The 11,662-nt window shown below is 60.0% G+C and carries 15 protein-coding genes; 8 read left to right on the top strand and 7 right to left on the bottom strand.

The window, feature by feature from the left end; translation table 11 throughout:
• Positions 1-172 precede the first annotated feature (172 nt).
• Positions 173-451, top strand: coding sequence for a DUF3509 domain-containing protein (locus ACLBW8_RS02530; protein WP_048721059.1), 279 nt, complete (start codon positions 173-175; stop codon positions 449-451).
• A gap of 91 nt (positions 452-542) precedes the next feature.
• Here the strand turns inward: ACLBW8_RS02530 and ACLBW8_RS02525 are convergent, their stop codons facing one another.
• From ACLBW8_RS02525 to aroC, 4 genes are all read right to left on the bottom strand, one after another.
• Positions 543-812: a response regulator transcription factor gene (locus ACLBW8_RS02525; protein WP_064453374.1), complete on the bottom strand. Its 270-nt coding sequence runs from the start codon at positions 810-812 to the stop codon at positions 543-545.
• A gap of 208 nt (positions 813-1,020) precedes the next feature.
• Positions 1,021-1,551, bottom strand: a complete 531-nt coding sequence (locus ACLBW8_RS02520; RefSeq protein WP_447804484.1) for a 1,2-dihydroxy-3-keto-5-methylthiopentene dioxygenase — start codon at positions 1,549-1,551, stop codon at positions 1,021-1,023.
• Complete coding sequence (locus ACLBW8_RS02515) at positions 1,548-2,708, bottom strand: MFS transporter (RefSeq protein WP_064454986.1); 1,161 nt, start codon at positions 2,706-2,708, stop codon at positions 1,548-1,550. Before ACLBW8_RS02515 ends, ACLBW8_RS02520 begins: the two co-directional genes overlap by 4 nt.
• A 10-nt stretch (positions 2,709-2,718) precedes the next feature.
• Positions 2,719-3,810, bottom strand: a complete 1,092-nt coding sequence (gene aroC / locus ACLBW8_RS02510; RefSeq protein WP_064453376.1) for a chorismate synthase — start codon at positions 3,808-3,810, stop codon at positions 2,719-2,721.
• A 143-nt stretch (positions 3,811-3,953) separates the two neighbouring features.
• Between aroC and ACLBW8_RS02505 the strand changes: the two genes are divergently transcribed.
• Together ACLBW8_RS02505 and ACLBW8_RS02500 are read left to right on the top strand one after the other, a co-directional pair.
• Positions 3,954-4,916, top strand: coding sequence for an alpha/beta hydrolase (locus ACLBW8_RS02505; RefSeq protein ID WP_221295308.1), 963 nt, complete (start codon positions 3,954-3,956; stop codon positions 4,914-4,916).
• Between the two features lie 99 nt (positions 4,917-5,015).
• Positions 5,016-5,822: a hypothetical protein gene (locus ACLBW8_RS02500; RefSeq protein WP_447804483.1), complete on the top strand. Its 807-nt coding sequence runs from the start codon at positions 5,016-5,018 to the stop codon at positions 5,820-5,822.
• A 143-nt stretch (positions 5,823-5,965) separates the two neighbouring features.
• Here ACLBW8_RS02500 and prmB read toward each other — a convergent pair whose 3' ends face one another.
• Entirely contained in the window at positions 5,966-6,874 is a 909-nt protein-coding gene (gene prmB / locus ACLBW8_RS02495; protein WP_064453379.1) for a 50S ribosomal protein L3 N(5)-glutamine methyltransferase, read from the bottom strand.
• A gap of 239 nt (positions 6,875-7,113) precedes the next feature.
• Between prmB and ACLBW8_RS02490 the strand changes: the two genes are divergently transcribed.
• The 5 genes from ACLBW8_RS02490 (at position 7,114) to ACLBW8_RS02470 (ending at position 9,897) form a co-directional block, all read left to right on the top strand.
• Positions 7,114-7,704: a cysteine hydrolase family protein gene (locus ACLBW8_RS02490; protein WP_064453380.1), complete on the top strand. Its 591-nt coding sequence runs from the start codon at positions 7,114-7,116 to the stop codon at positions 7,702-7,704.
• Positions 7,705-7,845: 141 nt separating this feature from the next.
• Entirely contained in the window at positions 7,846-8,166 is a 321-nt protein-coding gene (locus tag ACLBW8_RS02485; protein ID WP_064453381.1) for a hypothetical protein, read from the top strand.
• Positions 8,167-8,241: 75 nt separating this feature from the next.
• A complete protein-coding gene (locus ACLBW8_RS02480) occupies positions 8,242-8,799 on the top strand; it encodes a Smr/MutS family protein (RefSeq protein WP_064453382.1) in 558 nt (185 codons plus the stop codon).
• A 78-nt stretch (positions 8,800-8,877) separates the two neighbouring features.
• A complete protein-coding gene (folE, locus tag ACLBW8_RS02475) occupies positions 8,878-9,423 on the top strand; it encodes a GTP cyclohydrolase I FolE (protein ID WP_003204506.1) in 546 nt (181 codons plus the stop codon).
• A 102-nt stretch (positions 9,424-9,525) separates the two neighbouring features.
• Positions 9,526-9,897: a glutathione S-transferase N-terminal domain-containing protein gene (locus ACLBW8_RS02470; protein ID WP_064453385.1), complete on the top strand. Its 372-nt coding sequence runs from the start codon at positions 9,526-9,528 to the stop codon at positions 9,895-9,897.
• Between the two features lie 121 nt (positions 9,898-10,018).
• On the opposite strand, the gene ACLBW8_RS02465 is transcribed toward ACLBW8_RS02470, so the two are convergent.
• Complete coding sequence (locus ACLBW8_RS02465) at positions 10,019-10,339, bottom strand: AtuA-related protein (RefSeq protein ID WP_064453386.1); 321 nt, start codon at positions 10,337-10,339, stop codon at positions 10,019-10,021.
• Complete coding sequence (locus tag ACLBW8_RS02460; protein WP_064453387.1) at positions 10,336-11,661, bottom strand: acyclic terpene utilization AtuA family protein; 1,326 nt, start codon at positions 11,659-11,661, stop codon at positions 10,336-10,338. The genes ACLBW8_RS02465 and ACLBW8_RS02460 overlap by 4 nt, the downstream gene beginning before the upstream one ends.
• Position 11,662 lies beyond the last annotated feature (1 nt).

The following is an 11,662-nucleotide window of genomic DNA, read 5'->3' as shown; positions in this document are numbered from 1 at the left end:
AACGCAAAATGCAGGATGCACGATGGCCATTCATGCATTTTGCACGAAACTGAAAATCTTTAAAATTTTCAAGTTGTTGATTTACAACGATTTTTTATAAATCCGAATACTGGCACAATCACTGCACCTATCTCTCCATGCTTGCCAACTTGAGCCAACGGAGCTGATAGACATGAGCCTGATCCAAGATAAATTCGCTTCTGTATTCTCCCAATACGACGTCACCACTCAGCCACGTCCTGACGGCGGTATCCTGCTGACCCTGCGCAACAGCGAAGGCAAACAAGTCAAGCGCTCGATCTCGTACCAACAGTTGCACACTGCTGACCAACTGACGTGGGTGATCAGCGCCATTCGCCGCGACTTGGCCGAACAAGCTAGCGATTTGCCTCAGATTTCGATGCTGCAAAGCCAGAACCGCTTTGCCCTGCCGACTTACCATTCGGCATAAGAAACACCGAAGCAACACCGATAAAAAAGGGCCGCGATGCCATTAAGCGTCGCGGCCCTTTTTTATACGTTCAGCACTGCCTTTTATACGTTCAGCACAGCCCTTGGCGCGTCGCTTCATTTATCGCCTGCACGCGGTTGGTGACGTCCAGCTTGCCGTAGATATTACGCAGATGGAATTTCACCGTGGCTTCAGAGGTGGCGCGAATCTGGCTGATTTCCCAAACCGTCTTGCCTTCAGCAGCCCACCGCAGGATTTCCAGCTCGGTCGGTGTGAGGGGTTTGCCGCCCAGGCTCAGACGTCTTCTAACGCCCACAGGCTCGGTCACCGGCGTACGACACGACTCCTCTCGGCCACTCATTGATCTCTCTCCTGTAGTAGTGGATGCCTTATCACCTTTCGGATTCCTGCTATTGACAGGTGATATAAACATCAAGTCAGGAGAGAGTTACATAACGAATGGAATCAAGGCATAAGTCGCCGCATAAACAGCGACGCCTTACAGATAATTAGGCTTATTCCCACAGCAACTTCCAAATTGTCGGGATTGCATATTTAAATACGTGTACTTAGTCGTCCAATCCGGGAATACGAGCAGCCATATCGCTGCCGGTGAATTCAGGCACTGCGCCGTCAGCGCTGTTGAACAGGCGCAGTGTCACACAGTGCGGATTCTCGCCCATGTCGAACCAATGGGGCGTTCCGGCCGGGATCACCAGCAGGTCATTTTTCTCACAGCGTACGGCGTATATGTACTCGCCCACGTGCACAGCAAACAGGCCTACGCCGGCGATGAAAAAGCGCACTTCGTCGTCGCTGTAACGGCGCTCCTCAAGGTACTGGGCACGCAGCTCGGCTTTCTGTGGATGGTCGTTCGTCACGCTGAGCACTTGCACAGAGGCGTAACCCAGAGCATTGATCTGCTCCTGGTAGGCCGCGATCATTTCAGCGTCGCCGGCCCCCTTCTCGATGGGGCTGGGCTGCCAACGTTCGAACCGCACGCCATGCTCGGCCAGGGCCGCAGCGATATCATCGAAATGGGTCAGGACCTTGTTCGGGATGTCCGGTGTGGCGACGTGGTAAACAGCTACATAACTCATTGCACGGTTCCTTGGTTCGGCTCTTGCAATCGAAGGCCAATGATAACGGCGGCGGCCAGGGCCGCGATGCTGGCGATGCTGAACGTCAGGGTCGGCCCCAGCAGATTCCAACTGTAACCGGAATACAGGGCCCCCAAGGCGCCCCCGGTACCGGCCAAGGCAGCATAGAGCGCCTGGCCCTGGCCTTGTTGTTTATCGCCGAAACTACGTTGCACAAAAGCAATGGCCGCCGCATGAAAGCTGCCGAAGGTGGCGGCGTGCATCACCTGCGCCAGCAGCAGCACCCAGAAGAATTCAGCGAATGAGCCCAGCAGCAACCAGCGTACCGACGCCAACAGGAAACTGGCTAGCAGCACCCGTCGCACCGAAAAGCGCGTGAGGATGCGGCTCATGGCCAGGAACATCAGCACTTCCGCCACAACGCCCACTGCCCAGAGCAGACCAATAACGCCACGGCTGTAGCCCAAATGCTCCAGATGCAGGGTCAGGAAGGTGTAATACGGGCCGTGGCTCATTTGCATCAACGCCACGCAGGCATAAAACGCCAGCACACCGGGGCTGCGCAGCTGCTTGAGAAAACCGTCGCCGGCCAAACGATTGCCATGGCTGACAGGCTGCGCATTCGGCACCCACAGGCTGGCGCCGATGATGCCGGCCATGATCACCACGACCACCACCGGGTAAATGTCCAGGCTCAGCCAGTCGAAAAGGCGGCCCATGATCACCACGGTGAGAATGAAACCGATCGAGCCCCACAGGCGGATCTGACTGTAGCGCGAGGTCTGCTTTTGCAGGTGCGCCAGGGTAATCACTTCAAACTGCGGCAACACCGCGTGCCAAAAAAACGCGTGCAACGCCATGACCAACGCCAGCCAGGCATAGGTCTTGCTGACAAAAATCAGCGAAAAACTTGCCAGGGTGCACACCGCGCCAAATCGCACGATGGCCAGGCGTCGGCCGGTATGGTCGCCCAACCACCCCCACAGGTTCGGCGCCACGCAGCGCATCAGCATGGGGATGGCCACCAGTTCGCCGATACGCGCGCTGGAGAACCCCAGGTGATCGAAGTACAGCGCCAGGAAAGGGGCCGTCGCCCCCAGCAGGGCGAAGTAAAACAGGTAGAAGCTGGAGAGTCGCCAGTACGGGAGCGCTGTCACGGTCAAGCCGTCACAGCTGGCCCAGTATCGGAGTGCTCACGCGCACATCGGCATTTTGCCCACGGTTGCGCAGCAGGTGATCCATCAACACGATCGCCATCATCGCCTCGGCAATCGGCGTGGCACGGATGCCGACGCACGGGTCGTGGCGGCCCTTGGTGATGACGTCGACCGGGTTGCCGTTGACATCAATCGAACGGCCCGGCGTGGTGATGCTCGACGTCGCCTTGAGGGCCAGATGCGCCACAATCGGCTGGCCGGAGGAAATACCGCCGAGGATGCCACCCGCGTTGTTGCTGAGGAAACCTTGCGGTGTCAGCTCATCGCGATGCTCGGTGCCACGCTGGGAGACACAGGCAAAACCGGCGCCGATTTCCACACCCTTGACCGCATTGATGCTCATCAACGCGTGGGCCAGTTCGGCATCCAGGCGGTCGAAGATCGGTTCGCCCAAGCCAGGCTTCACGCCTTCGGCGACGACAGTGATCCTGGCGCCGACGGAGTCCTGATCGCGACGCAACTGGTCCATGTAGGCTTCCAGCTCCGGCACCTTGTCCGGGTCGGGGCTGAAGAACGCGTTGTCATCCACACTGTCCCAGGTCTTGAACGGGATCTCGATCGGGCCCAATTGGCTCATGTAGCCACGGACAACAATGCCCTGGGTGGCCAGGTATTTCTTGGCAATGGCACCGGCGGCCACACGCATGGCGGTCTCGCGGGCCGAGCTGCGGCCGCCGCCACGGTAGTCGCGTTCGCCGTATTTGTGGTGGTAGGTGTAGTCGGCGTGGGCCGGGCGGAACAGATCCTTGATTGCCGAGTAGTCCTTGGACTTCTGGTCGGTATTGCGGATCAGCAAGCCAATGGCGCAACCAGTGGTGCGGCCCTCGAACACGCCGGAGAGAATCTCGACTTCGTCGGGCTCCTGGCGCTGGGTCGTGTGGCGGCTGGTGCCGGGCTTGCGGCGATCGAGGTCACGCTGCAGGTCTTCCAGAGACAGCTCGAGGCCGGGCGGGCAGCCGTCGACAATGGCGACCAACGCCGGGCCATGGCTTTCGCCCGCGGTGGTGACAGTGAACAGCTTGCCGAAGGTATTGCCGGACATGCAGGGCGCTCCGTGAAATCAGTTGAATCAAGTCAACCGTAATAACTTAAGGCCGCCAGTATACGCAGGCTAACCGACTAGTTCATCCTCGAAACCTTACCGGTAGACGTTGGTCCAACCGGCACCTTCCCAATGATGGCGCGATGATGCTGCGAGTTTTGCTTTTGACCCTTACCCTGTTTTCCAGTATTGGCTTCGCCGCCTCCCCTGTCGTGCTGCAACGGCCTATCAGCCTGGACACCGGCAGCGGCGAGCTGTTTGGCTCGCTTTTGCTGCCCAAATCCGACAAACCCGTGCCCGTCGTGTTGATCATCGCCGGCTCCGGCCCGACCGACCGTAACGGCAACAGTGCAGATGGCGCGCGTAACGACAGCCTCAAGCGCCTGGCCTGGGTACTGGCCCGCAATAACATCGCCAGCGTGCGCTATGACAAGCGCGGCGTGGCCGCCAGCCTTGCTGCCACCCCCGATGAGCGCAACCTGACCCTGGATGCCTACGTGGCCGACGCCGTCGCCTGGGGCAAACTGCTCAAGGCGGATAACCGGATGGGCCCGCTGATTGTGCTGGGCCATAGCGAAGGCGCGTTGGTCGCGGCCCTCGCCGCACCGCAACTCGACCCGGCTGGCGTTATTTCCCTGTCCGGCAGCGCACGACCGGTGGACCAGGTGATTCGCCAGCAACTGGCCGATCACCTGCCCCCTGCCCTGTTGCTGCGCAGCAATGAAATTCTCGACCACCTCAAGGCCGGCCAGGTGGATGCCGATGTACCGCGCCCGCTGGAAGGTATTTTCCGGCCCAGCGTGCAGCCTTATCTTATTAGCCTGTTTCGCGCCGATCCGTCGGCTGCCTTCGCCAAACTGAGCATGCCGGCGCTGATTATCCAGGGTACCAACGACATTCAGGTAGGCGTGGCCGATGCCCGACAACTGAAAAATGCCAAGCCGGACGCGCAACTGACGGTAATCGAAGGCATGAACCATGTGATGCGCATCGTGCCCAAGGACGTGAAGGAGCAACTGGAGTCCTACAACGATCCGAAACTGCCCCTCGCCGCTGAGCTGGGCCAGCGCATCGTGCGCTTTATCGACGGACTTCAACCCCATTAAGCGACTATTTGCCTCCAGTCCTGCAAAAAACGGCCGATAAGCCCAGGGTCAACAGTAAAAAGACTGTCGACTCGCAGGGCTTGGACAGGATCGCGCCGCATGACAACCACCGAAGCAACACCCGAATCGACCGCCGACACCCCGGCTGAACAAACCGAGGCCGTCGAGGCAGCGGCACTGCCGTGGGCGGACGTACAGGCCGAACATTTCAAGATGCTGCGCCTGGCGCCCCTGGCCACGGATCGCGCCACCGGCGTGCGGCCGTTGCGTTTCGTGCAATTCGGCTATGCCGAGCGCAATGATAAACACCACAGCCTGTTGCGCATGGTCATCCAACTGCCAGGCCAGCGAGTACGTCGCGAGCAGAACCACCTGGATATCTGGGTCGATCACGATACGCACCGCGTGCATTTCGGTCCGGGCAACAGCCTGGAAATCGAACCGGCCAACCGGGGTATCGGTCGTTTCCTCGTCGCACAAGGCGCGGCGTGGGCAAAAAAGAAATGGTCACATTACCGCGTCGACGGTGTGGACCTGGCTAACAAGGATGCACTCAACGAAGCTACGCGCCTGCGCCGCGATCACTTCCTGCGTATCCAGGGCTTTGATGTGGCTTATGCCGATGTACAGCACCTCAAAGGCAATGTGCAGCCGGGCAAGGTCAGCGAAGTGCTGGACAGCTGGAACACCGAGAAGGTGCAGTTCGTGGAAATCATCGAAGCTGCGCAAATGCTCCAGCAAGCTGAACAGAACCTCGCCGAGCAGGAAGTAAAGCTGCGCAAGGAAGAGGAAAAGGTCACCAAGTTCAAGCGTGAGGACAGCGGTTTGCGCTTTACCATCACCTGCCTGGTGGCGTTTACCGTGTTTCAGGCCGGGTTGCTGATCTGGATTGCGACACACCGCTGATAGCGGGGTGAATGCATTCAAGAATGTGGGAGCGGGCTTGCTCGCGAAGGCGGAGTGTCAGGCATTACATCTGCCACTGACACACCGTTTTCGCGAGCAAGCCCGCTCCCACATTTAGATCCAGTTTCTTCAGCTGAATCGGGTTAAACCCGCGCCGCAAACACTGCCTGATGTTCCCGGCACTGTTCAGCCGTCAACATGAATACGCCATGCCCACCGCGCTGGAATTCCAGCCAGGCAAAGTCCACTTCCGGGTACAACGTCTCAACGTGCACCTGGCTGTTGCCGACTTCGACAATCAGCAAGCCTTTCTCGGTCAGGTGGTCTGCGGCCTCGGCCAACATGCGTCGCACCAGGTTCAAGCCATCATCACCGCAGGCCAGGCCCAGTTCCGGCTCATGCTGGTATTCATCCGGCATGTCGGCGAAGTCTTCGGCATCCACATAAGGCGGGTTGGACACGATCAGGTCAAAACGCTGGCCGGGCAGACCATCAAAGCCATCGCCTTGCACGGTGTACACGCGCTCATCAACGCCATGGCGCTCGATGTTCTGGTTGGCCACTTCCAGCGCTTCGAAGGACAAGTCGCCCAGCACCACTTCAGCGTCCTGGAACTCATAGGCACACGCGATGCCGATGCAACCGGAGCCGGTGCACAGGTCGAGGATGCGCGCCGGCGGCTGGGCCAGCCACGGTTCGAAGCGGTTTTCGATCAGTTCGCCGATCGGCGAGCGCGGGATCAACACACGCTCATCGACAATAAACGACATGCCGCAGAACCAGGCTTCCTTCAACAGGTAAGCGGTAGGCACGCGCTCATGGATACGGCGGTGCAGCAAACGCTGCACGTGGGAGATTTCTTCTTCTTCAAGGTTGCAGTCCAGGTAGCTGTCGGCGATTTCCCAAGGCAGGTGCAAGGCGCCGAGCACCAATTGCCGGGCTTCGTCCCAGGCGTTGTCGGTGCCATGGCCGAAAAACAGGTCTTCCCCATGGAAACGGCTGACAGCCCAACGGATGTGGTCGCGCAACGTGCGCAGGCGGGATGTGATCACGGGGGCAAGCTCCTGGAAAAAACGACTGGCGATTCTAACAGCCTTCGCCTGTACCGACGATGGATGAAAACCCTTCGCCACCCGTCGGAATTCATCCAATTTGCCATCGTTGCACTAAACAAGCCGCCCACTTGACATGGCTGTGAGCCAACAACGGCGTACCTTACGATGGTAGCGATTCACAGAACCGCTCAGCCAGTGGACAATGTCACAAAAGCCCCCCTCACAGGAGCCCCAGAATGTCCGTTCCAAAGACGATGTTTCAACTCAGCGGTCGCGGTTATGCAGCAGCCAACCTGAACCATGCGACCCTCGTGATCATCGACGCCCAGAAGGAATACCTCAGCGGCCCACTCGCCCTCTCAGGCATGGACGCGGCGGTCGCCAACATCCAGCAACTGGTCGCCGCAGCGCGCAACGCCGGGCGCCCGATCGTGCACGTACGTCACCTGGGCACCGTCGGTGGCCTGTTCGACCCGCAGGGCGAGCGTGGCGAATTCATTCCCGGCCTGGAGCCGCTCGGTGACGAAACCATTATCGGCAAGCTGCTGCCGAGCGCTTTCCACGGCACCGGCCTGGAAAAGCACTTGCAAGACCTGGGCTCCCTGGACTTGATCGTCTGCGGCTTCATGAGCCACTCCAGCGTCAGCACCACCGTGCGCGCCGCCAAGAACCTGGGCTTTCGCTGCACCCTGGTGGAAGACGCCTGCGCCACCCGCGACCTGCCCTACAAAGGCGGCATCCTGAGTGCCGAGCACGTACAGCAGACTGAGATGGCCATCATGGCTGACAACTTCGCTACCCTCGCGTCAACCAAAGATCTGATCTGATCGCCCCTCGGATGAGCGGCGCGGCGTGTTTATTGCCCCGCTCATCCGCAAATGCCTGTCATTTGCTGCAATTGCCTCAGGCACAGGAACAACCTGTGTATCTTCCGGTCGAAGGGCCGATACCCTGGAGGAAAGGTCGGAATGAAGATATCCGATGGTTTTGATGCTCGTCGCTTGCGCCCAAAGGGGCCGAGCAACTGGCGTCTGCGCCTGGTGGCCGGCTTTGCCGCGCTGCTGGCAATTGTAGGTCTGCTGCTGGCGGGTGCCGGTGGCGCCGGTTTGTTTGGTCATTCGCCGGCCCTCGGCGAGCTGAATGCCAGCCCGGGCGGCTCGGCTATTCTGTTGGGAATCGGGCTGCTGGTGCTGTGGTTGGGCGTATGGTTGTGGCGTCGCAGCCGTCGGCGCATGCGCCAGCCGTTGTCGCTGAACATCGCTTCGCACCTGATGAAAAAGCACGACTGATGGCGCATGGATAGCGTTTCCTGCGCCCTGGCCGCCGCGATTTAGGTAAACTGCCCGCCCTTCGCGGAGGCTGACATGCAAGACGACGATTTTTCCCTGTTCAAAAACGAGCTGCGCGGCGTCAAGCCGATCAAGCACGACCGCGCCGACACCGGCAAACCCAAGACCGACCGGGCACAGATCGCCAAACTGCGCCAGGCTGCGACCGTGCGCACCGATGCCACTACCGTGGACGGCCTTTCGGACCAGTTCGTGATCGACGTAGGCCCCGAAGATGAGCTGATGTGGGCCCGCGACGGCGTGCAGGAAAGCCAGATGCGCAAGCTCAAGATCGGTCAGATCCCGTTCGAAGGCAGCCTCGACCTGCACGGTATGAACGTGGAAAAAGCCCGCGAAACCCTCTGGGCCTTTCTGGCCGAAGCAACCAAATTCGAAATCCGCTGCGTGCGCGTCACCCACGGCAAGGCCGTGCGGCTGGATGGCAAGCGGCCGATGATCAAAAGCCACGTCAACACCTGGCTGCGTCAACATGCCCAAGTGCTGGGTTTTACCTCATGCCAGGCCCGCCACGGCGGCGCCGGTGCGGTGTACGTGATGCTCAAGCGCACCATGATGGAAGGGCGTGACGAGTAACAAGTGCCATCGTCAGGCTTGCAGCGATGTGTCCGCCACCGTAACCTTGCGCTTTGCGAAAATCCCACAGGTAGTTTCATGTCCCTGGAACAGAATTACACCGCGATCCTCGGCCAGCTCGGCGAGGACGTTTCCCGCGAGGGCCTGCTCGACACGCCAAAGCGTGCCGCCAAGGCGATGCAGTACCTTTGCCGCGGCTATGAACAAACACTGGAAGAAGTCACCAACGGTGCCTTGTTCAGCTCCGACAACAGCGAAATGGTGTTGGTAAAGGACATCGAGCTGTACTCGCTGTGCGAACATCACCTGCTGCCGTTTATCGGCAAGGCCCACGTCGCGTATATCCCGAGCGGCAAAGTGCTGGGCCTGTCGAAGGTTGCACGTATCGTCGACATGTACGCCCGCCGCCTGCAGATCCAGGAAAACCTCAGCCGTCAGATTGCCGATGCGGTCCAGCAGGTCACCGGCGCTTTGGGCGTTGCAGTGGTGATTGAGGCCAAGCACATGTGCATGATGATGCGCGGTGTGGAAAAACAGAATTCGTCGATGATCACCTCGGTGATGCTGGGTGAGTTCCGCGAAAACGCGGCCACCCGCAGCGAATTCCTCAGCCTGATCAAGTAACAGGCTGCGCAGGAAAAAGCCGGCGTTCATCGCCGGTTTTTTTTCGCCTGCAGAATTAAGGTAAGCTGCGGCCCCTTCTGTCATGGGCAAGAGGTTTCAGCCATGTTCGTCAAAGCACTTCGAGTGGGCCTCGGCCACGTCATCATCGCGGGCGACTTCCTTACCCGCCCACGCAAAAAGCAGCGCCCTGCCGAACAACAGGCACAAGTCAACGCAGCGGCCAAGGACCTGACCCTCTATCAGTTCCACGCCTGCCCGTTCTGCGTGAAGACCCGCCGTACGCTGCACCGCCTGAATGTGCCGGTGGCGTTGAAGGACGCGAAGAACAACGCGCAAGACCGCCAGACCCTGCTGGAACAAGGCGGCAAGATCAAAGTGCCGTGCCTGCGCATCGAAGAAAATGGCCAGACCACCTGGATGTATGACTCCAAGGTAATCATCGACTACCTGGACAAGCGGTTTGCTGCGATCTGACAAACACGGGTATCCCTTGTGGGAGCTGGCTTGCCTGCGATGCAAGCGACTCGGTCTCTCAGGAGTACCGAGGTGATGCCATCGCAGGCAAGCCAGCTCCCACATTTGCTCTGTGGTGTTTTTAAGTGTGGCTTGTCACATCTAGATCCAATAAAGCCGAGCCCAGGCACTTGCCATGGGCATCCAGCGCCAGCGAACGGGTAACGCCGCCGCGCAGGATTCCGGGCAACACAAAGTTCAGCGCCTGCACGTTGGGCAACTCATAGCGCCGCACTGGCGCCGCGCCGGGTTCACGCAAGCCGGCAAAAAACTCGGCGACGCGCTCGGCCGTCAGCTGTTCACACAGCAGTGGGTAGTCTTCAGCGCGATAGGCAATGATCGAGATGTTCGAGGTGTCGCCCTTATCGCCAGTACGCGAATGGGCCAGCGTGTGCAATTTCATGCTTCGATCCTCGGTTTTACAGCGCTACGCGCCAGCAATAACGACGCCACCGCCACCACTTGCCGCACGCTCTTGCTCGCACCACCGCCGCCGGACGGGCCGTTGGTGTAGAGGGTTTCCACTTCATTGCCGACCCGCACCGCCTCGCTGCGTGCTTCACAGCGAGCGGCCACGCGCAGGCGTACTTCCCAAGGTTCGACGTTACTGCGTGGGCCGTGGAGCGAGTCCATGCCAATCAACTCGGCGCGCACGTCCTGCATGTTGACGCCCATCAACGCCAGGCGCTTGAGTACGACATCCCGTGCCAGTTGCGCCCGTGCAACAGCACCCGGTCCACCGTAGGACATCTGCCCTTCGCCGATCCAACCGTCCAGATAACCGACACTGACCTTCAACTGTTCGGGCCGCGCACGGCCGCCCGCACCTTGGGCGCGCACGCGATCAACGCCCTCCTCGACAAACCCCACCTGGGAAAAATCGGCCGTTACGTCCGGCGTGAGGTAAGCCGCAGGATCGTGAACTTCATAGATCAATTGTTCTGTACAGGTAGCACGGCTGACCCGCCCGCCCGAACCTGCCACCTTGGTGATCAAGGCTGCGCCGTCGGCATTCACCTCAGCCAGGGGAAAGCCCAGCCGCGCCAAATCCTCCACGTCCTTGAAACCAGGGTCTGCGAAATAGCCACCGCTGACCTGACCCGCACACTCAAGCAAATGCCCGACCAAAGTACCCTGGCCCAGGCGCTGCCAATCATCTGCCGCCCAGCCGAACTCAAACATCTGCGGCGCCAGGAACAGCGACGGGTCGGCCACACGCCCAGTGATAACCACATCGGCTTCGGCGTGCAGGGCCTCAAGAATGCCGTCGACCCCCAGGTAGGCATTCGCAGAAATCAGCCGCTCGCCCAGGGAACCCAGGGTCTGACCGTTATCCAGCAATTGCTCGGGCTGCAAGGTCGCCAACACGTCATCGCCCACCACGGCCACCACCTTGAGGTTCAGGCCCAACTCACTGGCAATCCGCCGCGTTTCCATGGCCGCCGACACCGGGTTGGCCGCGCCCATGTTGGTGATGACGCGCAAGCGGCGTCGACCGTCAGGCCGGCCGACAAAGGGCAACACCCGGCGCATGCGCTCACTCAGCAGCGGGTCGTACCCGCCCTGTGGATCACTGATGCGCGCCTGTTGCGCCAAGGCGATGGTGCGTTCGGCCAGGCATTCAAACACGAGGTAGTCCAGGTCACCCTGCTCGGCGAGTTCCACGGCAGGTTCAATGCGGTCGCCGGAATAGCCGGCGCCAGAACCGATGCGTAGGGTTTTCATC

The organism is Pseudomonas sp. M5A4_2d (genome assembly GCF_053345295.1).
Note: the sequence above shows the minus strand (reverse complement) of the source record. Positions and strands in the feature narration are given on the sequence as shown.

What these genes read in the sequence shown, in the direction of transcription:
- ACLBW8_RS02530 (WP_048721059.1), top strand. Translation starts at nt 173, where the DNA reads ATGAGCCTGATCCAAGATAAATTCGCTTCTGTATTCTCCCAATACGAC.
- ACLBW8_RS02525 (WP_064453374.1), bottom strand. Translation starts at nt 812, where the DNA reads ATGAGTGGCCGAGAGGAGTCGTGTCGTACGCCGGTGACCGAGCCTGTG.
- ACLBW8_RS02520 (WP_447804484.1), bottom strand. Translation starts at nt 1,551, where the DNA reads ATGAGTTATGTAGCTGTTTACCACGTCGCCACACCGGACATCCCGAAC.
- aroC (WP_064453376.1), bottom strand. Translation starts at nt 3,810, where the DNA reads ATGTCCGGCAATACCTTCGGCAAGCTGTTCACTGTCACCACCGCGGGC.
- ACLBW8_RS02505 (WP_221295308.1), top strand. Translation starts at nt 3,954, where the DNA reads ATGATGCTGCGAGTTTTGCTTTTGACCCTTACCCTGTTTTCCAGTATT.
- ACLBW8_RS02500 (WP_447804483.1), top strand. Translation starts at nt 5,016, where the DNA reads ATGACAACCACCGAAGCAACACCCGAATCGACCGCCGACACCCCGGCT.
- ACLBW8_RS02490 (WP_064453380.1), top strand. Translation starts at nt 7,114, where the DNA reads ATGTCCGTTCCAAAGACGATGTTTCAACTCAGCGGTCGCGGTTATGCA.
- ACLBW8_RS02485 (WP_064453381.1), top strand. Translation starts at nt 7,846, where the DNA reads ATGAAGATATCCGATGGTTTTGATGCTCGTCGCTTGCGCCCAAAGGGG.
- ACLBW8_RS02480 (WP_064453382.1), top strand. Translation starts at nt 8,242, where the DNA reads ATGCAAGACGACGATTTTTCCCTGTTCAAAAACGAGCTGCGCGGCGTC.
- folE (WP_003204506.1), top strand. Translation starts at nt 8,878, where the DNA reads ATGTCCCTGGAACAGAATTACACCGCGATCCTCGGCCAGCTCGGCGAG.
- ACLBW8_RS02470 (WP_064453385.1), top strand. Translation starts at nt 9,526, where the DNA reads ATGTTCGTCAAAGCACTTCGAGTGGGCCTCGGCCACGTCATCATCGCG.
- ACLBW8_RS02465 (WP_064453386.1), bottom strand. Translation starts at nt 10,339, where the DNA reads ATGAAATTGCACACGCTGGCCCATTCGCGTACTGGCGATAAGGGCGAC.
- ACLBW8_RS02460 (WP_064453387.1), bottom strand. Translation starts at nt 11,661, where the DNA reads ATGAAAACCCTACGCATCGGTTCTGGCGCCGGCTATTCCGGCGACCGC.